At 36.7% G+C, this 26,941-nt stretch carries 22 protein-coding genes; 15 read left to right on the top strand and 7 right to left on the bottom strand.

All coding sequences use genetic code 11. The features are described from left to right. Positions 1-20: 20 nt before the first annotated feature. Positions 21-737 carry a DUF4197 domain-containing protein gene (locus Q763_RS15970; RefSeq protein ID WP_035136038.1) on the bottom strand — a complete coding sequence of 239 codons (717 nt, stop codon included), beginning with the start codon at positions 735-737 and terminating at the stop codon, positions 21-23. 15 nt (positions 738-752) lie between these two features. After that, a complete protein-coding gene (locus tag Q763_RS15965) occupies positions 753-1,478 on the bottom strand; it encodes a DUF4197 domain-containing protein (RefSeq protein ID WP_035136037.1) in 726 nt (241 codons plus the stop codon). A 242-nt stretch (positions 1,479-1,720) separates the two neighbouring features. On the opposite strand from Q763_RS15965, the gene Q763_RS15960 reads away from it, so the two are divergent. The 9 genes from Q763_RS15960 to Q763_RS15920 all read left to right on the top strand — a co-directional run bounded on the left by Q763_RS15960 (position 1,721) and on the right by Q763_RS15920 (position 12,177). Beyond that, positions 1,721-2,371 carry a hypothetical protein gene (locus Q763_RS15960; protein WP_052123481.1) on the top strand — a complete coding sequence of 217 codons (651 nt, stop codon included), beginning with the start codon at positions 1,721-1,723 and terminating at the stop codon, positions 2,369-2,371. A 100-nt stretch (positions 2,372-2,471) separates the two neighbouring features. After that, the gene (locus Q763_RS15955; RefSeq protein ID WP_035136036.1) at positions 2,472-5,900 is read left to right on the top strand and encodes a methylmalonyl-CoA mutase family protein; all 3,429 of its coding nucleotides are present in this window, start codon (positions 2,472-2,474) and stop codon (positions 5,898-5,900) included. A gap of 125 nt (positions 5,901-6,025) precedes the next feature. After that, on the top strand, positions 6,026-6,958 hold the full coding sequence (locus tag Q763_RS15950; protein ID WP_035136035.1) for a hypothetical protein: 933 nt from the start codon (positions 6,026-6,028) through the stop codon (positions 6,956-6,958). 9 nt (positions 6,959-6,967) lie between these two features. After that, the gene (locus Q763_RS15945) at positions 6,968-7,426 is read left to right on the top strand and encodes a hypothetical protein (protein WP_157499488.1); all 459 of its coding nucleotides are present in this window, start codon (positions 6,968-6,970) and stop codon (positions 7,424-7,426) included. A gap of 16 nt (positions 7,427-7,442) precedes the next feature. After that, positions 7,443-7,937 carry a hypothetical protein gene (locus Q763_RS15940; protein WP_157499486.1) on the top strand — a complete coding sequence of 165 codons (495 nt, stop codon included), beginning with the start codon at positions 7,443-7,445 and terminating at the stop codon, positions 7,935-7,937. A gap of 255 nt (positions 7,938-8,192) precedes the next feature. After that, positions 8,193-8,654, top strand: a complete 462-nt coding sequence (locus Q763_RS15935) for a hypothetical protein (protein WP_035136032.1) — start codon at positions 8,193-8,195, stop codon at positions 8,652-8,654. 31 nt (positions 8,655-8,685) lie between these two features. Next, complete coding sequence (locus Q763_RS15930; protein WP_035136031.1) at positions 8,686-8,988, top strand: hypothetical protein; 303 nt, start codon at positions 8,686-8,688, stop codon at positions 8,986-8,988. Positions 8,989-9,441: 453 nt separating this feature from the next. Next, positions 9,442-9,864, top strand: coding sequence for a hypothetical protein (locus tag Q763_RS17975; RefSeq protein ID WP_035136030.1), 423 nt, complete (start codon positions 9,442-9,444; stop codon positions 9,862-9,864). A gap of 519 nt (positions 9,865-10,383) precedes the next feature. Next, positions 10,384-12,177, top strand: coding sequence for a tetratricopeptide repeat-containing sensor histidine kinase (locus Q763_RS15920; protein WP_035136029.1), 1,794 nt, complete (start codon positions 10,384-10,386; stop codon positions 12,175-12,177). Position 12,178: 1 nt separating this feature from the next. On the opposite strand, the gene Q763_RS15915 is transcribed toward Q763_RS15920, so the two are convergent. Then, entirely contained in the window at positions 12,179-12,730 is a 552-nt protein-coding gene (locus Q763_RS15915) for a DUF1543 domain-containing protein (RefSeq protein ID WP_035136028.1), read from the bottom strand. A 105-nt stretch (positions 12,731-12,835) separates the two neighbouring features. On the opposite strand from Q763_RS15915, the gene Q763_RS15910 reads away from it, so the two are divergent. Further along, entirely contained in the window at positions 12,836-13,363 is a 528-nt protein-coding gene (locus tag Q763_RS15910) for a hypothetical protein (RefSeq protein ID WP_157499484.1), read from the top strand. A gap of 69 nt (positions 13,364-13,432) precedes the next feature. Here the strand turns inward: Q763_RS15910 and Q763_RS15905 are convergent, their stop codons facing one another. Then, the gene (locus Q763_RS15905) at positions 13,433-15,784 is read right to left on the bottom strand and encodes a glycosyltransferase (protein ID WP_035136027.1); all 2,352 of its coding nucleotides are present in this window, start codon (positions 15,782-15,784) and stop codon (positions 13,433-13,435) included. Positions 15,785-15,898: 114 nt separating this feature from the next. Then, positions 15,899-16,159, bottom strand: coding sequence for a hypothetical protein (locus Q763_RS15900; RefSeq protein WP_035136026.1), 261 nt, complete (start codon positions 16,157-16,159; stop codon positions 15,899-15,901). Between the two features lie 356 nt (positions 16,160-16,515). On the opposite strand from Q763_RS15900, the gene Q763_RS15895 reads away from it, so the two are divergent. The 3 genes from Q763_RS15895 (at position 16,516) to Q763_RS15885 (ending at position 20,531) form a co-directional block, all read left to right on the top strand. After that, complete coding sequence (locus tag Q763_RS15895; protein ID WP_035136025.1) at positions 16,516-18,705, top strand: glutamine synthetase III family protein; 2,190 nt, start codon at positions 16,516-16,518, stop codon at positions 18,703-18,705. Between the two features lie 92 nt (positions 18,706-18,797). Beyond that, positions 18,798-19,580: an OmpA family protein gene (locus Q763_RS17600; protein ID WP_052123479.1), complete on the top strand. Its 783-nt coding sequence runs from the start codon at positions 18,798-18,800 to the stop codon at positions 19,578-19,580. A 54-nt stretch (positions 19,581-19,634) separates the two neighbouring features. Further along, positions 19,635-20,531: an OmpA family protein gene (locus Q763_RS15885; protein ID WP_035136024.1), complete on the top strand. Its 897-nt coding sequence runs from the start codon at positions 19,635-19,637 to the stop codon at positions 20,529-20,531. A 228-nt stretch (positions 20,532-20,759) separates the two neighbouring features. Here the strand turns inward: Q763_RS15885 and Q763_RS17595 are convergent, their stop codons facing one another. After that, positions 20,760-22,688 (bottom strand): TIR domain-containing protein, encoded by a 1,929-nt coding sequence (locus Q763_RS17595; RefSeq protein WP_052123478.1) that lies wholly within the window; start codon positions 22,686-22,688, stop codon positions 20,760-20,762. Between the two features lie 141 nt (positions 22,689-22,829). Here Q763_RS17595 and Q763_RS15875 point away from each other — a divergent pair, with 141 nt between their 5' ends. Together Q763_RS15875 and Q763_RS15870 are read left to right on the top strand one after the other, a co-directional pair. Continuing rightward, positions 22,830-24,008, top strand: coding sequence for an AIR synthase related protein (locus Q763_RS15875; protein ID WP_035136023.1), 1,179 nt, complete (start codon positions 22,830-22,832; stop codon positions 24,006-24,008). 172 nt (positions 24,009-24,180) lie between these two features. Then, positions 24,181-24,912 (top strand): YqjF family protein, encoded by a 732-nt coding sequence (locus Q763_RS15870; protein ID WP_035136022.1) that lies wholly within the window; start codon positions 24,181-24,183, stop codon positions 24,910-24,912. Between the two features lie 167 nt (positions 24,913-25,079). Here the strand turns inward: Q763_RS15870 and Q763_RS15865 are convergent. Next, the coding region (locus Q763_RS15865; RefSeq protein WP_035136021.1) for a T9SS type A sorting domain-containing protein at positions 25,080-26,941 on the bottom strand (1,862 nt) is incomplete at its 5' end.

Below are 26,941 nucleotides of genomic sequence, written 5' to 3'. Positions count from 1 at the left end.
GTAAATTAAAGCATTAGCTTTTAGTTGTCCTGCAAAACAAATACCTTTTTTAATAGCGGGGATGTTCTCTCGCTTATGTTGTTTCTAATCTCTTTTTCTTCTACAGATATCATGGTGAATACCCCTTTTAAGGCCTGTGATGTTACATAGTCGGTAAGATCAGGGTTTACCTTGTCTACAAACGGAAGTTTGTTGTACTTGTTTATAATGTTTTCCCAAACTTTATCGGCTCCCACTTTACCAAAAGACGACTTAATAACAGGGTTAAATTTTGAGTACAGCTGAGTTGTGGTGGTTTTTTCCAAATAGGTAGTTGCCGACCTGTCGTCGCCCATTAATATGTTTTTGGCATCAGTAAAGGTCATATCCTTCACTGCCGAAACAAAAATAGGGGTGGCCTCCTTAACGGCATCTTCGGCAGCGCGGTTCATCATTTTCAAACCTTCGTCTGCCAGTGAGCCTAGTCCTACTTTGCGCAGGCCTTCATCTACTTTTTTAAGTTCGTCGGGCAAAAGTATCTTTACCATTTCGTTTTTATAAAAACCATCGGTACCAGTAAGTTTGCTTACCTGCTTATCAATGCCTTTATCCAGCGCTTCTTTAAGTCCGGCAGCGATATCGGCATTAGTTATAATTCCGTTTTGCGGAAACTGTTGTGCCATTTGTTGTAGTTCGGCACATCCTGAAAAGGAAACCGACAGTATAACGGCAAAAACAGGTATCAGTATTTTTTTCATGTATAGGGTTTGGTTTTAGTCCTGTAAAGCAAAAACTTTTTTAAGGAGATCAGACGTACGTGAAGATAAATCGGTTCTAATGTCTTTCTCCTCTACAGCAATCATTGTAAATACACCGTCCATCGCCTTAGAGGTAACATAATCGGTTAGATTAGGGTTAACATCTTTAGTTAATGGCAGTGAGTTGTATTTTTCAATGATGGTTGCCCATACTTCATCGGCACCTACTTTGTCTAACGATGTTTTTACAACCGGACTGAATTTTTGATACAGTTGTGTTGAGGTAGTGTTCTCCAGATAGGTTGTAGCCGATCTGTCGTCGCCCATAAGTATATTTTTAGCATCGGTAAAACTCATACTTGTAATAGCATTTACAAAAATAGGGGTAGCTTCCTTCACAGCATCTTCTGCAGCACGGTTAAGTACTACAAGACCCTTATCTGCAAGGTCACCCATACCTACACTACGCAGGGTTTTGTCTACCTTTTGAAGTTCTTCCGGCAAAAGTATTTTTACCATTTCGTTTTTATAAAAACCATCTTCGGCAGTAAGTTTGGTTACCTGCTCTTTAACTCCCTGGTTAAGGGCTTCTTTAAGTGCAGAAGCAATATCGGTATTACTTATACCTGTACTACTTCCGGTAACTTCAGATACTTTAGATTTTGCCTTATCCAGAAGGCCTCCCAGCTGTGCATGAGATGCCAGTGGTAATAACAAAAGGGCGAATACTAATTTTTTCATGTAAGTAATGTTTTTCCAAAAATAAACAAAAACTGTTCCATGAGGAATAAAACTTATTTTGTGGATTTTTAATGTGTTTTATTTCAGGTTGTTATGTTGTTAAAAAAAGGTGAATTAGCTTTAAAGCCTGCTTTTTGACTGTTTTATATTTTAACTTTTTTAGTCACTATTTAACTATTTAATTTCTTTCAGGCTGTTTATTATCCGTACCTTGCATAGGTATTTTTGTAAAATTTAAGGGAATGCAAATTATCGAGCTTGAACTGCTTAGTAACAATTTAGCAGCGACCGAGAGTTTTTATAAAGAAGTATTAGGACTAAAGGCAGATTTGTCTGATAGGTTTTCTTTAACCTTTTCCATAGGGTACACTAAACTTATATTCAGGCATACGGATGATTTAAACCCTGTTTATCATTTTGCCATAGATATCCCTAATAACCGATTTGATCAGGCGTATTCTATTATGAAGTCTAAAACCGAACTTATTCCCGTGGATACTGAAAATGATATTGCCGATTTTAAGAACTGGGAGGCTCAGTCGTTTTACCTTTATGACAATAACGGTAACATACTGGAGTTTATAACCCGTTATCCTAATAAAGAAACATCTGATAAAGACTTTACTTCGCAGTCCTATATTTCCATTAGTGAAATAGGATTTGTTACTAACGATGTTCCGCTTCTTGCCAATAAACTGAAAAAGTGGTTTGGAGTACCTATATTCCACAGGCAACCCCGCAGCAGTAAGTTTACGGTATCGGGCGACGACCACGGTTTGTTTATAATAGGAGCAAAGGGCAGAAACTGGTATCCTACTAAGGTTAAAGCGGCTTCTTTCCTTACAAGGGTTTTATTCATGAATAAGGGTAATTTGTATCATATTGTAAGGTAGTTCTTTAAAAATTACTATAACGTTTTTTCTGGGCTTAGTTTGTTTTGAAATCTTCAATAAATCCGTAAATTGCGGACTCAAAATTGAGATTATTATAAAGATGGAGCAAGTACAGCCTTATATTCCTAAACATAAAGTTAGAATAGTAACAGCCGCATCCCTGTTTGACGGGCACGATGCAGCTATAAACATCATGCGCCGTATTATACAGGCAACGGGTGTTGAGGTAATTCACCTGGGGCATGACCGTAGTGTGGAAGAAGTGGTAAACACTGCCATACAGGAAGATGCCAATGCTATTGCCATGACTTCTTACCAGGGAGGTCATAATGAATATTTTAAATACATGTACGACCTGCTTAATGAAAAAGGGGCAGGACACATTAAAATATTTGGTGGCGGAGGAGGAGTTATCCTTCCGGAAGAGATAAAAGAGCTGCATGAATATGGTATTACCCGAATCTACTCTCCGGACGACGGACGTGAGCTTGGATTACAGGGTATGATTAACGATTTAGTACAAAGAGCTGATTTTCCTGTAGGCGATAAGCTAAACGGAGAAGTAAATACGCTGGAAGAGAAAAACCCAACTGCTATTGCAAGGGTAATATCATCGGCAGAGAACTTCCCTGAAGTGGCAAAAGAAACACTTGATGTTATACATAAGAAAAATGAAACGTCTAAAATCCCTGTACTGGGTATTACAGGTACGGGTGGTGCCGGTAAATCATCGTTAGTAGATGAGCTGGTACGCCGTTTCCTTATTGATTTCCCTGAAAAAACCATCGGACTTATATCGGTAGACCCGTCTAAGCGTAAAACAGGTGGTGCATTACTGGGAGACCGTATCAGGATGAATGCCATTAATAACCCAAGGGTTTATATGCGTTCGCTTGCTACACGCCAGTCTAACCTCGCCCTTTCTAAATATGTGGCAGAGGCTATACAGGTACTTAAGGCTGCAAAATATGATTTAATTATTCTTGAAACATCGGGTATCGGGCAAAGTGATACTGAGATATTAGACCACTCTGATGTTTCGCTCTATGTAATGACACCTGAATTTGGTGCTGCTACTCAGCTGGAAAAAATTGATATGCTTGACTTTGCCGATCTTGTTGCGATTAACAAGTTTGACAAACGCGGTTCGCTTGATGCGCTTCGTGATGTGAAAAAGCAATACCAGCGTAACCACAACCTGTGGGATGCTAACCCAGACGATCTTCCGGTGTATGGTACTATTGCGTCGCAGTTTAACGACCCGGGTATGAATACACTTTATAAGTCAATTATGGATAAGATTGTGGAGAAAACAGAATCTGAACTACAATCGACCTTTGAGATTACCCGCGAAATGAGCGAGAAGATTTTTGTAATTCCGCCAAACAGAACACGTTATCTTAGCGAGATTGCAGAAAACAACCGTGGTTATGATGAAACAGCAGCTACACAGCAGGATGTAGCTCAAAAGCTATACGGTATTTTCAAAACCATTGAAACCGTTAGCGGTAAAACTCCTGAGATAAACAAGGCAGGTATTGAAGAAACTTCTGTAGACACAAATGATGCCGAGAAAAAACAATTTCTTGACTTACTTGTAAAAGAGTTTGACCGTGTAAAAATGAACCTTGACCCATACAACTGGGAGGTTATACTTACATGGGACGAAAAAGTAAACAAATACAAAAATCCTGTTTATACCTTTAAGGTAAGAGATAAGGAAATAAAAATACAAACACATACCGAGTCACTTTCGCATTCGCAGATACCAAAGGTTGCCCTGCCTAAATACCAGGCTTGGGGTGATATTTTAAGATGGTGCCTTCAGGAAAATGTACCGGGAGAATTCCCGTATACTTCGGGACTGTATCCGTTTAAGAGGGAAGGCGAAGACCCAACCCGTATGTTTGCCGGAGAGGGCGGACCGGAACGTACCAACAGACGTTTTCACTATGTGAGTCTTGGTATGCCTGCAAAACGTTTATCTACAGCGTTTGACAGTGTTACCCTTTATGGTAATGACCCTGATCACCGTCCGGATATTTACGGTAAAATTGGTAACGCGGGTGTGTCTATCTGCTGTCTTGACGATGCTAAGAAACTGTATTCGGGCTTTAACCTTGCCCACCCAATGACATCGGTAAGTATGACCATTAACGGTCCGGCACCAATGCTGTTAGGTTTCTTTATGAATGCGGCTATCGACCAACAGTGTGAGCTTTATATTAAGGAAAACGGACTTGAAAAAGAGGTTGACGATAAGATAAACAAGATATACAAAGAGAAAGGTGTGGATAGACCACGTTACAACGGTAAACTACCGGAAGGTAACGACGGACTTGGATTGATGCTTCTGGGTGTAACCGGAGACCAGGTACTTCCTGCCGATGTGTATAACGATATTAAAGTACGTACCCTGTCGCAAGTGCGTGGTACGGTACAGGCCGATATCCTTAAGGAAGATCAGGCGCAAAATACCTGTATCTTCTCTACCGAATTTGCTCTTCGTTTAATGGGTGACGTACAGGAGTACTTTATTCAGAAAAACGTAAGGAACTTCTATTCGGTTTCTATTTCAGGATACCACATTGCCGAGGCTGGTGCTAACCCAATTACTCAGTTAGCGTTTACTCTTGCTAACGGATTCACGTATGTGGAGTACTACCTGAGCCGTGGTATGAATATTAACGATTTTGGTCCTAACCTGTCGTTCTTCTTCTCTAACGGTATTGATCCTGAGTATGCTGTTATTGGCCGTGTTGCAAGAAGAATTTGGGCTAAGGCACTTAAAAATAAATATGGTGCAAACGAGCGTGCGCAAATGCTTAAGTATCACATTCAGACATCGGGTCGTTCACTGCACGCGCAGGAAATCGACTTTAACGATATCCGTACAACGCTACAGGCGCTGTATGCTATTTACGATAACTGTAACTCACTGCATACAAATGCTTATGACGAGGCTATTACAACGCCTACCGAAGAAAGTGTGCGCCGTGCAATGGCAATTCAGCTTATTATCAATAAAGAGCTTGGACTGGCTAAAAACGAAAACCCTATACAGGGATCGTTTATTATTGAAGAGCTTACCGACCTTGTGGAGGAAGCGGTACTTACTGAGTTTGACCGTATTACCGAAAGGGGTGGTGTGCTTGGTGCTATGGAAACCATGTACCAGCGTTCTAAAATTCAGGAAGAAAGCCTTTACTATGAAACGCTTAAACATACAGGAGAGTTTCCTATTATTGGGGTGAATACCTTCCTGAGCTCTAAAGGTTCGCCTACTGTTGTTCCTGCTGAGGTTATACGTGCAACAGAGGAGGAGAAACAGTTCCAAATCAAGACTCTTGAAAACCTACACGAGGGTAATGCGCAAAAGGTTAAGGAACAGCTTGCCATTGTACAGGAAGCCGCCATACAAAACCAAAACATATTTGAATGCCTTATGGAAGCTGCCAAGGTTTGTTCGCTGGGACAAATTACTGCTGCCCTGTTTGAGGTAGGTGGTCAGTACCGCAGGAATATGTAATTATCACTTAGATTTAAAAATTTAAGATTAAAATATTTAAAGAGAAGCCTCCCGATAAGGGAGGCTTTTTTGTTATGTTAAAATTATTTGTTTATTTAGTAGTTCTAACCTTTTAACCTTACCTAATGAAACTACGATTATTAGCCCTTTCATTTTTTATTGTTTTAATGTCATGCTCATCAGACGATAGTACAGACCCCGTAAATGAAAATCCAAACCCGGAACTGCCTGAACAACCATCAGAACCTGTAGATAAGGTAATGACACAGGTTGAAATCATTTATCATGATTATACTCAAGTTAAGCGTATAGTTACACAATATGAAGATGATAAGCCTGTTTTTGATGTTACTTATGATGAGAATGACAATATTATGGTAACAGGAACTTACACTTATAACAGTAGTGGTTATCTTACCAATATTGAAGCCCTTAAGGCCGATGGTACTATTGATAATACTACCGAGTATCAATATGATGAACAGGGAAGGTTAACAGGATATATACAGGATGGAGAGGAAACTTATGGTTTTTCACAAACTAAGTATTATACATATAACGATGATAATACCATAACCTGTACCAGATCATATGATACGTTTGTTTATGTTACTACATTTTTTGCAAATGAAAACGGAAAGATTTATAGTATAAAAGATGAAACCGATAATGATAATAATGAGAGGTATGATGCACAATATAACAATCAGGGTGATAATATTATTACGGTTAGTACGATAAGCGACTATGGTGTAACCAGTATAGTAAATTATAACTACAATTATAATAAGGAAGTAAAAGGTGGTTATTTAGGGAGAAACAACTTATATGGCGGTTTTAATAATAATATTTTAAGGGCTGAAAGTTTTAACATGGATTATCTTGTATTAACAAGTTATCCAGTATCATATATCTATGAAAACGGTCCTGATAATTATTATGATTATGAGTACCATTACAATTATATATATGAGTTTGATGAATATGGATATCCTGTAAAAGTGAAAAAGTATTATGATGGTGTTTATAACACAGAAATTATAATAACCTACGAATAATAAATTATATTGAAACTCTTACTTTACTTTTTGTTGTCTTTAATGTGTACAGGTCAGGCTTTTAATACACATACTAAACGTATTTATAAATTTGAACATGCATCAAACGGAAACAAAGGGCAAGTTGATTACATTCGGTTAGTTTTTGAAAAAGATTCGGTTACGGGAGGTAAATATTATGGTAATGAAAATAATATTCATTTTGTTGCTGATATAGAATTTAATGAGGATACAAAAGATAATTTTTTATCATTCAAATTAAATAATTTTATGTTTTGCGATAATGATTCTACTCCTTATCAAAGAGTAGAGTGTTCGCAAAAGGACAACCCTGAGTTTGATGCTTTATTAGATATACCTCGTTTTAGAGGAGATATTTCATCAGGACAATTAATTTTAAATAGAGTTTTTGATTATTATTCCGGGAGATTTGATGAGATGACCTTTACATTAGTATATGTAAATTAAAAGACACGTCGAAGTTTTGATAAATAGCATTAAAAAAACAAAAACAGCCATTACAACTGTCTTAATTACTTTATGTTTCATAGGTTTGTTTTGTTGTAATAGTGAAAACGAATGTGATTACTATCTTTTGGAGCAAGAACTTAAAATAGACGAGAGTTACACTAAAGAGTTGTTGTTTTGTACTGCTTACAGAGATTTTTTAACCGATGGTGGCGCTCAGGATATGTTTGTGCTAAAAATTGATAAACGCAATATTAGTAACTATCTTAAAGAAAACTCTCTGTATAAAAAATACACAGGTGATAAGCTTGAAAATGCCAATAACCCGTACTTTTTAATAAATAGTCTATATAATGAAGCCGCATCAAGTAGTAATGAGAAAAAGTATAGAGATATTATATCAAAAATAACTGCAAAAAATAGTTTTTACTTTTCCTCCCAAAAAGAAAATCGTTATGTGGAATCTTTAATAGATGAAAACGGTTATATTGTACTAAGGGTTGGAAGATAATATACTGGATTAGGCTTGTGGTAATAGAAACAGGTTCTTGGTTTTAGTCAGTTTGATAATTTATAATCAATAGTATGAATTAGATAAAAGTCTCCCGATAAGGGAGGTTTTTTTTGATATGTTGAAATTATTTTAATCAACAATCCAATAGAAGTATATGGTTTTAAAAGCATATTTACGTACATTTTTGTTTAAATGTAGCTGGAGTGTTGGAAATATGTTTTTCTAACTTTTTAAGGCAATTAGTTATAGGTAATGAAATATAGTATTTATTTATTATTAATATTTATTGTAGGCTGCTCTGCATCAAAAGATACTATTACTGCAAGGGACTATTCAAAAGGTATAGTTTATGTTTTACCTGGAAAAGTTGAGTTTGTTCTCAAATCTAAATTATTGGATGAAGAAGAAAATATTTATTTTGTATTAAAAAGATTAAATACATCTGACTTTAGAATTTATTTAAGTAAAATTTCATCGGAAAGCAGTTTAAAAACATGGATTGATCACACTAATAGATATGTTTCTGTAAACGGGAAACTATATCCTTTGATATTTGATTTTGATAGGGACTTTGCTAATACAGAAACGGCTAAAGAGTTTTTGTTGGATCAGAAAGCCGCTATTTATAAGCGTACAAGTATTTATGTAATAAGGGAGTTTACTTATCATATTGATTTCACAGAAAAAGGAGATGTGCTATATGAAGGTATTTAAATATAGGGTTAGATAATTTTTATAATACAACATGGATATTTATTTTCAATTGGGTGTAATATCGATTGCAATATTCGCTTTTTTGGCTTTGGTATTAATCATTCTTATTTTTATTGATAGAGAAAAATTAAATAATCTATCTCAAAAAAAAGAATATTTAGGCGGATTTCATGGGAGTACTTTTTATTCTCAGCCATTTCTTACTATTGAAGAGGCTAAAGATGAAAAATTGAATAAGATTATACGTAAGCACAATAAGAAAGTAGTAGCGTTTTATATATGTTTTCTATTTCTAATTATTGGTATAGTATTCTTAAATGTTGGAGAAGAATAATCATACTTAAATAGTTGTATAAAGATGATATTTAAGCAACTTACCGAAGATGTATATAAGTTTATAATTGATAGTATGAATTAGATAAAAGCCTCCCGATAAGGGAGGCTTTTTTGTTATGTTGAAATTATTTTAATCAACAATCCAATAGGTATGTATGGTTTTAAAAGTATATTTATGTGCATTTATAATGTTTAGCTGTAATAGCGGAGTAATCTTCATGATAGTAAAAATTATCAAGAATTTGATTTAGAAGAAAAAAATATAAAACTTGGAATTGAAAGAGATAATTTGAAATTTCTTTTTTTAAAGAATCTCAGTATAAAATGGGATATATTGAATATGGAGATTTTCATAATGATAAGAAAAAAGTAGATTGTATAGTTTATAAATTCGAATTTATCAAAGCGATAATTATTTGTAGTATAGCACCAAATATTCAAGAAGCAATAAATGGATAAGAAAGTATATTTTATAGATATAGTCTACTATACTTGTTATAAAATCTATAATAGATATGAGAAAGATTTGAACGAATTTTCGGCACAGGTTTTAACATCATTGTGTGTTTCCTGTAACATAATTGTAATTTTAATTTCAATACAGGAAATTTATAAGATTTCTATTTTTGAAAGTAAATGGAACGGATTGTTTGTTTTGATCCCCATCTTATTAATTAATTTTATTAGATACAATAAATTTGTTAATGTTATCCAAATAGGGGATGCTTTAAATCATGATAGAAGCAAAAAGAAAAGGTTGATAGTCCTTTCTTTGCTTTATATAATTATTTCAATATTCGGATTTTTAATTTTTGTGATAATATTAGGTGAATTAAATAATCCACCGCCTTTTTGGGGTAACTGGTTTTCATAGTTTAATTTGTTGCATCTAACAATGTCTCCCCGCAGCATTGATATTTTGATTTATGACCTATTAATAGCTTAATAGGCTATGGAATTATTGTAACAGCTTAATAACTGCTATAGTGTTGTTACTTTTTTGTCTGTGAATACTTCAAATATCTCAACATGTATTTAGATTTTATAAGCAATCGCATTTGTTATTTCCTAATTTAAAATCATTCTGTTTTTTGAGGATTTGCAATTTAAGCTAATCAAATATTTTGATTTTATTCTTACGAATAATTCTACAAAAAAAAATAAGTTGATTTTCCTGTAAATTGGAAATCGTTGAATAGTAAGTGTTTTTACGGGAATCCGTAAAATAAATGTAGGAATAATTCTACCTGAATATAATTATCTGGGAGAAATTTCTTAAAAAAATGATTTGCCTTCAAAATAAAAGTATTTTAAGAATACGTTATAAATTAACATTTTGTTTATATTGCACTAAGATATTTTCTATTTTTGCTAAGCCCAATCAAAAATTTTAATGAAGAAAACCCTACCGATTTTAGTGCTATTGTTCGGACTCCTATGCCACGCACAGGAAGAGAATGCCGACTATTTCCTAAATCAGGGAATGAAACAAAATTCCCAAAACCAATATGTGGAGGCGGTTGAGTCTCTGAAACAAAGTGTTTCTTTAGCAGCAGAATCTGAAGATAAAGTAACGCTTATTAAAGCATATGCAGGTTTAGGAGAAGCTTATCATAAAGCCGATCAACCCAAACTGGCTACAAAGAACTACTTACTATCCTTAAGCCATGCAAAGACACTTAAGGACGGAAACGCTATTATAAAAGCATCAAAAGAACTTGGAGAACTGTATGCCGGTGAGGAAGACTATGGTCTTTCGGTTCAGTACTACACCTATGCTATTAAGGAAGCAAAGCAATTAAATAATGAGGTGCTTGAAGCCGAGGTTCTTGTGGAGCTTGGCGAAGTATATGAGCTTCAGGATAAGCCGGAACCGGCTCTTGATGCTTACAGCAGGGCTCTTGCCATTTATCGTGCAAGAGGTAAAAACAGTGAGGCAGGGCATACCCTTAGCAAAATGGGTAATGCTTACAGAAAGAAAACCGATTATGTACAGTCAATATTAAACTACAAGGAGGCACTGGGCTATTTTGCCGGACTTGACGACAGAAAAAATGTGGCTGCTACACTAAGTGACTTAGGGAAGGTACATGCACTCAATGACGATTACAGTGAGTCGTTACGCCTTTATGAACAGGCATACCTTGATGCTTCGTCTATTAAAGATAATGAGGTTATCATTTCATCATGCCTGGGTATGGCAATTGCTTACGAGAAGCTTAAGCAGTACCCTGAGTCTATTCGTTATCATAAATTGTACGAACAGAAAAAAGATAGTTTAGTAACCGCAAAACATGCACAAGCATTACAAACACTACAGTCAAAGTACAAAAAACAGCGTGATGAAAACGAGTCAAGGCTGCTTGGTACTGACGGCGGGGAGCAGGAAGGTGTTTCTTCGGGTGATAGTATTAGCCGAGCAGAATATGAAGCTACAAAACGTACACGTATTATAATTATAGGTGTATGCTCTATAATAGTATTGTTAGTTATAGGCTGGTTTTGGAAAAGAAAACAACAGCTTAAAGAGAAACTGAGAGAGGAAAGAATGAATCATGAAACCGAAAGGCAGGAGCGCCTTCGTATGGTTCAGGATATACACTCTGATCTTGACTCTAAACTTTCTAAAATCAATTACCTTAGTGAATCTATCGTAGAGAAAACTCATGGTATGCCTACTATTAAGAGTAGTGGAGAAGCCATGCAGGATACTACCAAAAAACTGGAAGAGAATATTAGGGATCTTGTTTGGTTATTAACTCCGAGGTCTACTACGCTTTCTAACTATATTACAAATACTCAGGAATATGTAACCGATTACTTTAAGGATAGTCCTGTTGAGGTATTGTTCTCAATGCCCGATAAGCCTTCTACAAATACTATCGTGAAGGAGAGTCAGCGTGAGTTAACTGCTGCAATTAAGGAAAGCCTTGAGGCTATTGCCGAAGATCCGCAGGCATCAAAAGTATTTTTTGGTATGTCGTTCTCGGGTACAAGGCTAATGGTATCTATTAAAGATAACGGTGCCGGTACCGATCGTAACGAGGCTAGCAAGAAAACAATGGAAAACCACATTGTAAGCATTGGCGGCATTATGAAAGTAGATGCCGAACAGGGTTGGGGTACTATGGTGAAAATGATTATCCCAATCAACAAACAAATCAGGAAATCAATGAAGAAAGTGTAGGTTATACATTTAACTTCAAATACCCTATATGCAGCTCATCTTCTACAGGATGGGCTGTTTTTGTAATGTTAAAACTGTATTGCTCTTTATACTTGGGTAAAAGTATATCGGCTACGTTATAAGCATCGTCAATATCAAGAGCATATTTGTCATCCACGTGCGATTCGGCTCCTTTAAAGCCACAGTGTTTGTAAAAGGTAGTTTGTTTAACTGCTTTTACAGCTTCTCCCATAGTTTGTGCTACTATTAGGGTTTTGTAATGATACTCTTCAAAATCGCCCGGTTTGTATCCGCCAAGGTTTATAAAAAACAGTTTTTTGGCATTGCTGTTATTCTGTTTTTTGGTAATGGAAATCTCATATTCCCCTACGTGTGTAACCTCTCTCCAAGAGTCAACATGAAGCCTTCCGCCATCGGGCCAAAAAGTATACATATCTGGAATAAGGGACTCGATTGAAGTGCCTATTCCAAAAAAAATATCATGTTGTTCTGTTAAACGTCTGTTAGGCGTGCAGCCCAGTAATACCTTGAATAATCGTAGTTTTTGTTCCATACTGATACAAAGGTATTTAATTTTTTTTTCATGAATTTTCCTGTGAAAATATTTTTTGGTTCAGTTTTTGGAAATATCTTTATAAACAATAAAACTTTTAACATTATGAAAAAGATATTTTTACTTTTAAGCGTAGTGAGCCTCTTTACATTGTCGTCGTGTGTTGATGACGATCCGGATGTGGTATATAACAATACAGATAATTATTTTGAAGCTGAGGTATTTGAAGTAAACCAGGCAACATTCTCATTTGATGCCAATACAGGTTACTATACTTCTTTTTACGAATTAAATCCTGCTTTATATCCTGCAGATATGATTTTGGTATACCGTTTAAAAGATGTAGTTAACGGTAGCGATGTATGGGAAATGATTCCTAAAACACTTTACTATGATAATGGTGATTATGTAGAGTTTGACTTTGATTTTACCCGTAACGATATTGTTTTCTATATGGGAGCAAATTATGATTTAGGTACTGATCCAAACTTTTTACAAAATCAGGTTTTCAGGGTAGTTATCATACCGGGGTACGATAACTCTGCAAGAATTGACCTTACAGATTATAACAACGTAATTAAAGAGTTTAATGTTGACGAAAGTAATATTAAAACCCTACAGCCAAAAAAATAATTTGGTGTACATAACAATATAAAAAAGAAGCAGGCCAATGGCCTGCTTCAGTGTTTATAAAAAACGGAATTAGAATTTCTCTAAATGGCGCGTAATAATATTTTTTAGTTTCCTTCTGAAATACACTTCGTTAGGATTGCCAAAGTATCTTGTAATGGTAAGCCTTGCCATGAGGTAGCTAATGCTTGATTCTGCTCCCTGATTAAGGTTTACGTTATGTTGTTCAAGTCCGTCAAAACACCCTCCCGTACACGGGTTGTAAATAATTTGATGCAAATGGTTGTTACCTAAAAACCAGTTAAAGGCCATTTCCATTTTGGATAGGTATTTTTCGTCTTTAAATATATCGTGAAACTTACGTAGTGCAAGTATGGTATAAGCCACATCGATAGGTTGTTCGCCGTAGCGGTTTTTTGCTTCGCCTTTAAAGTGCCAGCCGTCGTTTGATATTACTTTAATGGAATGTTCGTCAAAAATCACATCCAGTAAAAAGTCAAAAGCTTCGCGTGCTATATCACGATACGTTTCGTCGCCGGTAATAGTGTAGCAAAGCAACAGCGCTTCGGGGAGTACACTGTTGGCATAGGTTAAGTAGCTTTCAAACCATTGCCAGTTCTCTTCGTTTTCATGCCTGTACATTTGTACCAACCTGTCGGCAAACAGTTTTATGTATATAATGGTGTCTTCGTCCTTTACACGCCTGTTGTAGTAATACAAACCTTTAATTACAAAAGCCATTGCTCTGGTAGAATAAATGTTTTTGGTAAGCGATAACGAACGATGAAAAGCTGCTTCGGCACGTTCTCCTAATTCGTCAGGTAATAAGTTGGCTATCGATATAAGGTAGCCTAAAGCCCACATGGCTCTGCCGGAACAATCTTCCAGGTTCTCATTGTTATTTTGGGAGGTAATATTTTTATTAAAGTCTACATAATTAAAAAAGCGTCCGTCCTTGCTTTGGCAATACTCAATAAAATTAAGGTATGTATTAATATATGGTATTACACTGTCGTCCTTAAACTGTTTGTAATACTGACACATGGCTATAAGGGCACGAGCATTATCATCAAGCGTATATCCCGAATCGGGATCGGGTTTGTTTAGTTTGGAAAACTGTAGCATCCCGAAATCAGTAGTCATATTCTTAATATGATTCAGGTTTACCCGGGGATTCCTGTACTGGAGTTTCATTCCGTTTCCCACTGTTTTTTGTATTAGTCGGGCATGATCTTCAGCTGAGTTTTCCCAGGCAGTATGGATTATTTTATGCAGTCCGTTAAGTACCATAGTTTGGCGAAGAGTATCATCTCCCAGTAAGCGGTTAATCGCTTTGGCTAACTGATCGGAATCTCCAAAGTCAAACGTAATACCTGTTTCTCCGGCAAGCACCTCCTGTGCATGTGGAATTGGTGTAGATACAATGGCGCATCCGCAACTTAAAGCATAAGAGAAAGTACCGCTTACCGCCTGATTAGGGTCTTTAGAAGTAAACAGGTACACATCGGTCATTTGCAGGTACTCTAGCAGTTCGTTTAACGGAACATACTTATTAATAAAGGTTACGTTATCCTGCAGGTTCAGTTCGTTTATTTTTTTGATAAGACTATTGCGGTAGCTTTCGCCTTCGTGTAAAAATACGGTAGGGTGGGTTTTACCTATAATAAGGAAAAGCACATTAGGGTTTTGAGCTACCACTTCGGGCAGTGCTTCAAGTGTTGTTTCTATACTTTTCCCTGAGCTAAGCAGCCCGAAGGTAGAAAGTATGGTTTTTCCTTTAAAGCCGTATTTTTCTTTCAGTTCGTTTTTCTCCCTGTGAGGTACCAGGTGAGTACCGTGTGGGATAACCGTAATTAGGTTACGGTCTATTATATAGTCGCGCACCAGTATATCAGCAGCGTTGTTAGTCATTACAATAAGCGAATCCACACGGTTAAGTATATGCTGCACGTTGGCTTTAAAAGCCTCGTCAGGATTTGGTAATACCGTATGGAATACAACAGTAAGCGGTTTTTCAAGCTCATCTATAAATGTGTTGAAGGTGTCGCTGGTTTCGGCAAACAGCCCAAACTCATGCTGTATCATTACTATTTTTACATTGGCATCCTCATTAAGGGTTTTTGCCAGTTTGGTGTACGATTCGGGTTGGGAGGTATCCAATGTATATTTTACATCCGGATTGGTGTAAGTATGCTTTTCATTTTTGTTTTCAAGTGCACATATCTTTATGGAAAAAGAATCTACATACTGGTTGTTAAGAGCTTTAATAAGATCTTCAGAATAGGTTGCTATACCGCACTGTCTTGGAGGGTAAGTGGTAATTACTGTAATTTCGGGTAACGGACGGTTAATGTCGTTATCCTTTATCAACTGTTCTACAATAAGGGGTTTGTACTTATCTCCTGCATTTTTCCTGTTTTTCATGACACGGTCTTTTTATGTGGGTTTAGCTTATTAATTAAATAGATTTAAAAACCGGTTATAAATTATTTATAACCGGTTTTAGAGTGTTTATGAATTATAAGGGATTCCTTAACTCTATGCCTGGGCATTGCTTACCCAGTCATTCGCTCTTTCTTTAGCGCTGTTTACAGCTTCTTTGGCATCGTTTGCAGCACTTTTAAGTTCTTTACCGGCTTTGCGCTGCAGTTCGTTTAGTTTACCTTTAAACTGTTCTTTAGCTTCTGCGGCGTTTGCTTCAAATTTTTTCCTGTCATTTCTTCTTTTTGCAAAATATAAAGCTGCTCCTGCTAAGGCTACGGCACCTGCTGTAACTCCTACTACAATTTTCCTGTTCATTTTTTTTATATATTTAGGTTATTAAAACTTGAATAGCCTAAAATTACCACATTCTCGTTTCAGGTAGGGTTTTGCTTAGAGAATATTTAACACAATTAACAATACTTTGAGTATTTTAAAATTTAGTTAACGGATGTAAGAAATTCTTTGAGAAAAATTCAATATAAAGTTAAATAAATGTTGTGGAAATGCGAAATTTAGAAGTTGGTATTTTTATTTTAGGGGTTATTTTTGTGTAGTTGATAAAATTTAAGAATTATACCCCCTAAAAAATAGGGGTACCTTAATATTTGAATTCAAAAATTCATATATTTGCATCGATTTTAATATCATTAATAACTTAAAAAATTAGTTTCATGTCAACAATTCGTTTTCAGGCCTTAAAAGAAACCGCGGGCAGAAAGCCGGTTAAAGTAGAAGAGCTGGACCGTAAGTCTGCTATTTTCGGCAGCAATGTGTTTAACGACAAAGCAATGCGTCAATTTTTAACGTCTGAAGCATACCAGGCAGTAAAAGGAGCTGTACAGTATGGAACAAAGATTGATAGAAAACTGGCTGATTATGTAGCTATGGGTATGAAAGAGTGGGCTCTTTCTAAAGGTGTAACTCACTATACTCACTGGTTTCAGCCATTAACAGGTACTACTGCAGAGAAGCACGATGCTTTCTTTGAAACATCTTTTGACGGTAGTGACCCAATCGAAAAATTTGCAGGTACTCAGCTTGTACAACAGGAGCCGGATGCATCAAGTTTCCCTAACGGTGGTATTCGTAACACGTTTGAGGCTCGTGGTTATACTGCATGGGACCCAACATCTCCGGCATTCATTTTTGGTACTACATTATGTATCCCAACTGTGTTTGTATCTTACACAGGTGAGGCGCTGGATTACAAAGCACCATTATTACGTGCACTTAACGCCGTAGACGAAGCTGCTACAGATGTGTGCCGTTACTTTGATAAAAACGTAAAGAAAGTAACTCCAACTCTAGGGTGGGAGCAGGAATATTTCCTTATTGATAAAGCTCTTGCTGCATCAAGACCGGATATTACACTTACCGGACGTACACTTTTAGGACATACTTCTGCTAAAGGGCAGCAGTTAGAAGACCACTATTTTGGTTCTATCCCTACAAGGGTTCTTAACTATATGAGAGACCTTGAAAACGAGTGTATGCTTTTAGGTATACCGGTAAAAACACGTCACAACGAGGTAGCTCCAAACCAGTTTGAGCTTGCTCCTATATTTGAGGAAACTAACCTTGCTGTAGACCACAACTCATTACTAATGGATGTAATGCAGAAAGTTGCAGAACGCCATGACTTTAAAGTACTTTTCCATGAAAAGCCGTTCCAGGGAGTTAACGGTAGTGGTAAGCACAACAACTGGTCGCTTGCTACAGATACAGGAATAAACCTTTTAGGTCCTGGTAAAACGCCAATGAGCAACCTACAGTTCCTTACTTTCTTCATCAATACTATTAAGGCTGTATACCAAAACGAGCAATTGCTAAGAGCTTCTATCGCTTCTGCGTCAAACGATCACAGACTTGGAGCTAACGAGGCACCTCCTGCAATTATCTCTGTATTCATTGGTCAGCAGCTTACAAAAGTTCTTGAGGAACTTGAAGGTGTATCTAACGGTAAACTTTCTCCTGAAGAGAAAACAGATCTTAAACTTAACGTAGTAGGTAAAATTCCGGATGTATTACTTGATAATACTGACAGAAACAGAACTTCTCCGTTTGCCTTTACAGGTAATAAATTTGAGTTTAGAGCAGTAGGTTCTAATTCTAACTGTGCTAACTCAATGACAGTTCTTAACGCAATCGTTGCTAAGCAGCTTAAAGACTTCAAAAAAGAAGTTGACGCGCTTATCGATTCTAAGAAAATGAAGAAAGATGATGCTATCTTTAACGTATTAAGAGAGTACATCAAAGAAACTAAAAACATTCTTTTTGAAGGTGACGGTTACAGCGACGAGTGGGAAGTGGAAGCTGCAAAACGCGGACTAAGTAACAACAAAACTACTCCGGAAGCGCTTAAAGCAAGAGTATCTAAAGAGGCACTTGCATTATTTGAAGAGCTTAACGTAATGAACCATGTTGAGGTTGAAGCACGTTATGAAATTGAACTTGAAGAGTATGCTAAGAAAATCCAGATTGAAGGACGCGTACTTGGAGATATTGCACGTAACCACGTAATCCCAACAGCTATCCGTTACCAAAACATTCTTATTGAGAACGTAAAAGGTCTTAAAGAGATATTCGGTAGCAAGTTTGAGGAAATAGGTAAAGAGCAAATTTTCCTTATCAAAGAAATCTCTGAGCACATTTCAGGCATCAACTCTAAAGTTGAAGAAATGACTGAAGAGCGTAAAAAAGCAAATGCACTTGAAACTGCTGAAGAGCAGGCTGCTGCTTACTGTAATAAAGTAAAACCATTTTTTGATGTTATAAGAAAGCACTGTGACAAACTGGAGCTTCTTGTTGACGATGAGCTTTGGACACTTACTAAATACAGAGAGTTATTATTTACAAGATAATACAAGCTTATATAGATTAAAGCCCCGCAATAGCGGGGCTTTTTTTGTACTAAAAAGTAAGAGTTTGCGTTTTTAATATAAATCCTTACCTAATGAAGCACCTTTATACCTTTTTATTACTTACAGTTTTTACCTTAACACAAGCCCAACAAAGGCATACCGTTTATTTTGATTTAGATATTGATGAGCCAAACAGTTCATCTGTAAATGAATTTGATACGTGGTTACAGCAAAATAAAAATGCAGTTATAATTAAAGTTTACGGCTATACCGATAAAGTAGGTAGCGTGCCCTACAACAGGGATTTATCGCTTAGAAGGGCAAATGCAATTGTAAGCCGATTAAAACAAAATAATATAGCCTTAGCAGAAGGTTTTGAGATTAAAGGTTTTGGAGAGGAGTTTGAGCAGGATAGCGAACAGGCTAAAAACCGTAAGGTAGAGGTGTACTATGAACTGCCCGAAACGGTTGAGGAAGTCGTAGAGCCTCTTGATACCGAATTGGCCAAGAAAGTAGACCGCTCTAAAGTAGGAGATAAGCTAAAACTGCCTAATCTTTACTTCTATAATAATAGCGATATTGTAGTGCCTAAGTCAAAACCGGTATTAAGGGAACTGCTTGTTATTATGCAGAAAAGACCTAAACTGAAAATAGAGATACAGGGGCATATTTGCTGTCAGCCAACAGACGAGGGGCGTATTTCATTCTTTAGGGCAAAAGCGGTGTACGAATATTTACTCTACAATGGGATAGACGCGGGGAGATTAAAGTATCGTGGTTTTTCAAGTAATAATCCGGTTTACCCGTTACCCGAAAAAAATGAAGACGAACGCAATGCCAACAGGCGTGTGGAAATTGAGATTATTGAGAATTAAATATTTTATAATAAATAAAGTCTTATTTTCGTAAAAATACCATATTACAAAAGGATGAAAAGACCCGTTTTATTCATTATATTTTTACTGCTTGCTTTACCGGCTGTTGCCCAAAAGCAATACACGCTTTATTTTGATTCTAATAAATATGAGATAGACCCGGCTTCCGACCAAATGCGAATCTTTAAGGCATGGATGTCGGCAAACAATGAGTCTAAAGTAGTAGCGATAGACGGTTATACCGATGAAGATGGTAGTACCCAGTTTAATGATACACTGGCACAAAACAGGGTAGACTATGTGTACAACCTGATAAAAGGGAATATAAAAATACGTGACGATTTTAAAACCCGCAGTTTTGGAGAGCTTCACAAGCAGGAGGCAGATAAGTCTAAAAACCGTAGGGTAGATATATTTTACATCCGTAAAGACCAGTTGCATTTAGAGAACGAAATACTGGGTATAAAGGAAGAACCTGCCCCAGAACCCGAACCAAAACCAATTGTATATACCGAGAAAATCGTACTGCGCAATCCAAATGGTACTATGGATGAGATTGTGCTCGATACTGTGTTTATGAAAAAGGTAGGTACGGCAAAACCGGGCGAACATCTGGCGATTAAGAACCTTAACTTTTACGAAAATACTTTTGCCATTACACAGGAGTCGCGCCCAAGGCTTTTTGAACTGCTGGAAGTAATGCGACTGCACCCGAAACTTAAAATCAAATTACAGGGACATATTTGCTGTATGGAAGGCGACCCGCGCGATTTGAGTACCAAAAGGGCAAAGGCGATATTTATGTTCCTGCAACAGTATGGTATACCTAAAAGCCGACTATCGTTTGAAGGGCTTGGTACTTCACAGCCTATTTACCCGTTACCGGAAAACAACGAAGAAGAACGCGCCGCTAACCGCCGTGTGGAGATTTTGGTTGTGGAAAACGAGTAAACCTCTATTTTAAATGATGAATTTTAAATTTTAAATGGTTTTTACTGTCATTGCGAGGAACGAAGCAATCTCTGAGATTTCTCCCTCTGGTCGAAATGACATAGCGTGTTGTCATTCCGATACGTAACGAAGTGTAGTGAGGAATCTTGTTTTTATCTGATATGGAAAAAATAAAGAATCAGTTTTTCTTAGCATAAATTATTTGTATTTATTATGCTTATATTAGACTCATTTTTTTAAAGTAAAAGGCTCTATTTTATTAGTTTCTATTGAGGGAGTGTTACTTGCAACATCACTAAATTTATATACTCCAGTATTAGTTAGCTTGGAAAATAGTGTCTGGAAATTATTTTTTTCATCTTTGACAAGATCAACTATTTCTCTACCGCTAAATCCGATTGGTGTTATTTTGTTGATTAACTCAATATTAATTGTTTCAAAAGAGGCAAGTATATATTTTTTTGGTTGATTATCAATGTTGCTTAGTATATATTTATATTCTTTACCTACACCGCCTTCAAAATTTTCTGCTTTTCTTTTGTAACCTGAAGATAAAATGACTATGATTTTGTCATACTTTAATATGCCAGAATGCATTAATCTGTTAAAGTCAATTGAAGTTTCTTCTTGCATTAGTTTTATGTCTAAATCAGCTTCAAATCCTTTTTTTCTCAAAAAATCAATAAAGGAAATAGTTTTTGCTTTATGTTCTTCATTTTCCCAGCTATAAGAGATAAATACTGAGATAGGTTTAATAGCTTTGTTATCTGGTTTAATACTCTTTTTTGCTTTAAATTTTACAATTTTTCTTGTGTTTGTATTTCCTATAAGTGTTGTTGTATATTCTAAATTTTCACTAATAATTTTATAAATTGAAGCTTTCGGGTAATCGAATTTTTTATTGAGTGTTTTTACAATAGTTGAAAGAAGAATTTCTGTAGAATTACTCTCAATAAAAAGATTTTTTATTTGTTCATTTATTTGTTCAGAAATAGGATTTGTTTTAATTAATTTATTTCTTCTTTGTGTAATTATTATATCATCTTTGTAGATATCCTTCCATTCATCTAATATGAATTTATTTCCCTTTATTTTTAGAAACCTCTTGTCATAAATTACTGTGTCAATTGATCTGGTGGGAGTATTAGGGCGCTCCTTAACTATATAATTAGTTATTTCTTTTTTTGTTAAAGGTGTATTGAATAGAGTTAAGCCTTCTGTTATTAATTCATATATACTTTTATTTGTTTCATTCCATTCTTTTAAGCTCCAGTATCCTGATTTACCAATAGGTGATAATCTACTGTCTGAATTCATTTGGCTATTCAGACTTGCTCTATCAACTCTCTTTTTTTTATAGGGTAGAAGTCTATGATTAATTTCTTTTAATATTTCAGTAGCCTTCATGGGGTCCCCTTTTTCAAAGAGAATTCGAAAAGCCATATCGCTTAAAGTGGATAATTTTTCAAAAGAAATAAAGTAACAGTTATTGCTTTTACTGATTGAGTTTATTACGTTACAAGCTAGAAATATTTCTTCTTTAGATAGAGATGACTTTATACTTTTTCTTACTTTAATTATTAAATCATTTTCTTCTAGAGGGATAACATTTTTTTCAATTATTAAATAAACTGTATAGCATATGTTTATAAATTTTTTATGGTCAAAATTTTGAGAGGTTATTAATAGAGTATTGTCTTTCAGATGATGTAAGTGTATTTTTATCAATTTAAAATTTAAGACTTCAAAAAGAAGGTTAATGTATGCTTCGTAATTAGCAAAACCCGTTTTAATTTCTGTAAACTCTTGAGAAAGTTTATAATACGATAGGACTTTTTCTTTCTCTAAATTGTTCTTAAATTGTATTATTGATTCATATGTATTACCAAAAAGACCAAGGTCAGTAGGGTGATAAATATTTTGATTAATTTCATTTATACATTTTTTAAGTACTTGTCTTACTCTTTCTACAGTTATACCTAATAAAATAGATATTTCATTTCTATCATAAATTTTTCCTTCAAGGCCAAATGAATAAATTAAAATTTTATACTTTTTTTGATCTCTTTCGAATTTACTTGTTGTTTTATTTTGTTTAAATTGTAAACTCTTGATATAGTTATTTGTTATTTCATAAAAGTCATTAAGCCAATTCATAAATTTCAGATAAGGAAGGTTATACAAGTAAATTTAACAAAAAATCCTATTAAAACTTTTATAAATCAATTGACTAATTATTTAATTGAATAATTCCCGCATTAAAACTATCTTTGCACACAGTAATACAAACCCTATTTCATGAGTTCTGATAACAGCAAACGCTATAGCCTGAGGGGAGTTTCGGCTTCTAAGGAAGATGTTCATAACGCTATTAAAAACATAGATAAAGGCTTATTCCCAAAAGCTTTCTGTAAAATCGTACCCGATTATCTTACTAACGATGAGGATTACTGCCTTATAATGCATGCCGATGGTGCCGGTACAAAATCGTCACTGGCTTATATGTACTGGAAAGAAACGGGAGATATTTCGGTATGGAAAGGTATCGCTCAGGATGCTCTTATAATGAATATTGACGACCTGCTTTGTGTAGGTGCTGCCGATAATATTATGCTGTCATCAACCATAGGCCGTAACAAAAACCTTGTTCCGGGTGAGGTAATCTCTGCTATCATAAACGGTACCGAAGAACTTATTGAGGAGTTAGGAAAATTTGGTGTTACCATCCACTCTACAGGTGGTGAAACTGCCGATGTGGGCGATCTTGTGCGTACTATAATCGTAGATTCTACCGTAACTGCACGTATAAAACGTAAGGATGTTGTAGATAATGCAAACATTCAGGCGGGTGATGTTATTGTGGGGCTTGCTTCTTTCGGTCAGGCTTCTTACGAAAAAGAATACAATGGCGGTATGGGTAGTAACGGACTTACCTCTGCACGTCATGATGTGTTTGATAACTACCTGGCTCAAAAATACCCTGAAAGCTATGATGCTGCCGTTCCTTCAGAACTGGTTTACTCAGGAAAAACAAAACTTACCGATGCGGTTGAAAACAGCCCTATAGATGCCGGTAAGCTTGTACTGTCGCCTACACGTACGTATGCGCCAATCATTAAAAGCATATTAGACAAATATACTCCACAGGATATTCACGGTATGGTACACTGTAGTGGTGGTGCACAAACTAAAGTGCTTCACTTTGTAGATAATGTACATGTGATTAAAGACAACCTGTTCCCTGTACCTCCGTTATTCAAACTGATACAGGAGCAAAGCGGTACTGACTGGAAAGAAATGTACCAGGTGTTTAACTGCGGTCACCGTATGGAGCTTTATGTTCCGCAGGAAATTGCCGAAGATATCATTGCTATTTCAAAATCGTTTAATGTAGATGCGCAAATAGTAGGAAGGGTAGAGGCTTCTGATAAGAAAGAGCTTACCATTACCAGCGAATACGGAACGTTTAAATACTAAAATACTGAATCCGCCCATTGGGCGGATTTTTTTATTTATTATATTAGGGCTTAATTATTTTTGGAGATTTTTCTACCCCACTTCGTTTCGGTCGAAATGGCATTCCATTCCGGGTGTAGCGATAGCGAATCAGGGAATCTCTGTATTATAAGTAAATAAACCTTACCAACCTATGAAAAAAACATTCCTTAATGCACAATGGCGCAAACTGGTTATGATTAACTATGCCGTTGATCCAAAAGTACTGGAGCCTTATGTGCCGTTTAATACCGAACTCGACCTGTGGAACGGCACCTGCTATGTAAGCCTTATTGGTTTTATGTTTGTTGATACTAAAGTACTGAAGCTTAAAATCCCTTTCCATATTAATTTTGAGGAAATCAACCTTCGCTTTTATGTGAAGTATAAGGATACCGAGGGCTATAAAAGGGGAGTGGTGTTTATTAAGGAGATTGTTCCGAGACCTGCGCTTACCCTTGTAGCGAATATGCTGTATAAGGAAAACTACGAAACCCTGCCTACACGCCATAACTGGATAGAACGCGATGATTCGCTTATGGTAGAGTATGGCTGGAAAAAAGACGAATGGAACAGTATACGTGTTACTGCCGATAAGCAGCCTGTAGATATTGTTCCTGATAGTGAGGAGGAATTTATTACCGAACATTTTTGGGGTTATACCAAAGTGAATGATACGGTAACATCTGAATATGAGGTGGCACACCCACGCTGGCAGATTTATCCGGTAAGGGATTATGAAATTGATGTTGATTTTACCAAAGTATACGGCAGTCAGTTTGCCTTTTTAAAGGATGTGAAGCCGGTATCGGTTTACCTTGCAGAGGGATCTGATATTGTGGTAAAAAAAGGAAAGAAGCTAAAAATAGAAACTACCGAAGTATAAGTAAAAAGGGAACGTCTGTTAGTTATCATTCTGAATGTAAAGAAGTAGAATGAGGAATCTCTAAGAACTTAATAAGAGATTTTTCTTAACGTCAAAACATATAAATGAAAAGGGCAGCTAATGAGCTGCCCTTTTCTGCCAATCCAATAAAGATATATTACACTAAATTACCTCCTTATTACAATTTTATGTGTTTCGGTTGCAAAGTCGCTTACAATTTGCATCACATAAGTACCCGATGCCAACTCCTCCATATTCAGGGCAGTTGCCATAGCATCGGCTTTCATTTCCATAACAAGTTTTCCCGTTCCTAAATCGTATACTGCTACACCGGCATTATCACCGTGGTTTTGTGCCAGTTCAATATTAAATACTCCGTTGTTAGAAGGGTTAGGGTATACTATACTCCTTACAGCACTCGCTGCAAAATCTTCGGTATCAAGAGAACATGCCTCCTGAGATTCGTATGCACCTATATCACGACGTCCGTTAAATACATCCTGTCCCGCCTGATCCTGAGAGTTATCGTTAGGGTCACCCATATCGGCAGCTGCACTTGGGCACCCCAGTTTGTGGGTAAAAGTACTTCCTCCATTATCTCCTAGTGCCAGTAGCTCTACTTCAAGCGGAGTAGTTATTGATCCCGTAATGTCAGTTTCGGCGCTTACATAAGCTTCTGCTTCTGCAATACCTATAAGGTTATATCCCATAGAATTTATCATTTCGCCTTCGGTATATACATCGGCTCCTGCCACAACAGCAAGGTTACCTGCCAGTATGGTGTTAGTAACAGTAGGTGACATCATGGAATTGTTTGAAATACCACCACCGCTAATAGTAGCTGCGTTTAATGTGATGGTGTTGGCGTTTATCATAAGTTCGGCATTGTTATAAATACCGCCACCGTTAGTAAGTGCTGTGTTTCCTGATATAGTAGTTTTAACCACTGTAGCCGATCCTGCATTGATATGGATACCACCACCCTGACCAAGCAGCCCCGTAGCACTGTTACCCGAAATGGTAGAGTTACTAACGCTTAGCGTACCACCATTGTTAAAAATTCCCCCGCCACCATCATCGGCAGCAACTCCCGCAGCAATGTTATCGCTAATTGTTACATTGGTAACCGTCATGGTACTACCGTTTTGGTTCCAAAGTCCGCCACCCTCACGGGCTGCTATATTGGCACTCACAGTACTTTCGCTAATATCAAACATAGTAGCTCCGCTAATGTGTAGTGCGCCTCCGTTACCGGGGTTAGGAGTCCCGGCTGTACCGTTAACATCGTTTTCATTAAGTGCAGATGCGCTTATCATTAAAGTACCGTCAACAATCTCAATACCACCACCTGCGCGGTTAGCACTGTTTAGGGTAATCATAGTGTCATCAATGTTCACAGTACCGTTTGAGCTAAAGATACCCCCACCGCTACCGCTTGTACCTGTAGCTGTGTTGCCTGTAATGGTACTGCCAGATATGGTTACCATACCGCTAACGTTAAACACACCGCCTCCGCCATCGGTAGCTGCGCTACCTGCTGCTTCATTGTTCTGTATAGTAACATCGGTAATGGTCATGGTACCGCTTCCGTTCCATAGTCCGCCACCTTGTAGTCCTGCATAGTTACCGCTTACCATACCACCGGTTATAGTAGCGCTACCCGAACCTGTAATGTGTAAACCACCACCGTTACCCGGAGGTCCTGAAACCGAATTTCCGGTTAGCATAACATTTGTAAGTACGATTGTACTTGTACCCGAATTGTCTTCAATACCACCACCGGCTCTTACCGCTGTATTGCCTGATATTTCGGTATCGGTAACGTTAAGCTGCGAACCCACATCGTTAAGGATACCACCACCACTACCAAGAGTACCATCGGCAGTATTATCACTAATTGTAGCGTTTGCAATAACAAGTGTACCACCATTAAGGTTGTAAATACCACCACCGCCTTGATCGGCACCGTCACCACTTGCAGTATTTCCGCTAATAACAGTTCCGTCAATGTTCATTGTTCCTGTTCCGT

Origin of the sequence: Flavobacterium beibuense F44-8, assembly GCF_000769915.1 — a bacterium.
GTDB classification, from domain to species: Bacteria; Bacteroidota; Bacteroidia; order Flavobacteriales; family Flavobacteriaceae; genus Flavobacterium; species Flavobacterium beibuense.
This window is presented reverse-complemented; position numbering and strand designations above follow the sequence as displayed.

Coding starts and splice junctions, on each gene's coding strand:
- Q763_RS17975 (WP_035136030.1), top strand. CDS start 9,442: ATGGATAAGAAAGTATATTTTATAGATATAGTCTACTATACTTGTTAT.
- Q763_RS15960 (WP_052123481.1), top strand. CDS start 1,721: ATGCAAATTATCGAGCTTGAACTGCTTAGTAACAATTTAGCAGCGACC.
- Q763_RS15915 (WP_035136028.1), bottom strand. CDS start 12,730: ATGGAACAAAAACTACGATTATTCAAGGTATTACTGGGCTGCACGCCT.
- Q763_RS15875 (WP_035136023.1), top strand. CDS start 22,830: ATGAGTTCTGATAACAGCAAACGCTATAGCCTGAGGGGAGTTTCGGCT.
- Q763_RS15950 (WP_035136035.1), top strand. CDS start 6,026: ATGAAACTACGATTATTAGCCCTTTCATTTTTTATTGTTTTAATGTCA.
- Q763_RS15910 (WP_157499484.1), top strand. CDS start 12,836: ATGAAAAAGATATTTTTACTTTTAAGCGTAGTGAGCCTCTTTACATTG.
- Q763_RS15895 (WP_035136025.1), top strand. CDS start 16,516: ATGTCAACAATTCGTTTTCAGGCCTTAAAAGAAACCGCGGGCAGAAAG.
- Q763_RS15920 (WP_035136029.1), top strand. CDS start 10,384: ATGAAGAAAACCCTACCGATTTTAGTGCTATTGTTCGGACTCCTATGC.
- Q763_RS15905 (WP_035136027.1), bottom strand. CDS start 15,784: ATGAAAAACAGGAAAAATGCAGGAGATAAGTACAAACCCCTTATTGTA.
- Q763_RS17600 (WP_052123479.1), top strand. CDS start 18,798: ATGAAGCACCTTTATACCTTTTTATTACTTACAGTTTTTACCTTAACA.
- Q763_RS15885 (WP_035136024.1), top strand. CDS start 19,635: ATGAAAAGACCCGTTTTATTCATTATATTTTTACTGCTTGCTTTACCG.
- Q763_RS15955 (WP_035136036.1), top strand. CDS start 2,472: ATGGAGCAAGTACAGCCTTATATTCCTAAACATAAAGTTAGAATAGTA.
- Q763_RS15935 (WP_035136032.1), top strand. CDS start 8,193: ATGAAATATAGTATTTATTTATTATTAATATTTATTGTAGGCTGCTCT.
- Q763_RS17595 (WP_052123478.1), bottom strand. CDS start 22,688: ATGAATTGGCTTAATGACTTTTATGAAATAACAAATAACTATATCAAG.
- Q763_RS15970 (WP_035136038.1), bottom strand. CDS start 737: ATGAAAAAAATACTGATACCTGTTTTTGCCGTTATACTGTCGGTTTCC.
- Q763_RS15930 (WP_035136031.1), top strand. CDS start 8,686: ATGGATATTTATTTTCAATTGGGTGTAATATCGATTGCAATATTCGCT.
- Q763_RS15870 (WP_035136022.1), top strand. CDS start 24,181: ATGAAAAAAACATTCCTTAATGCACAATGGCGCAAACTGGTTATGATT.
- Q763_RS15965 (WP_035136037.1), bottom strand. CDS start 1,478: ATGAAAAAATTAGTATTCGCCCTTTTGTTATTACCACTGGCATCTCAT.
- Q763_RS15900 (WP_035136026.1), bottom strand. CDS start 16,159: ATGAACAGGAAAATTGTAGTAGGAGTTACAGCAGGTGCCGTAGCCTTA.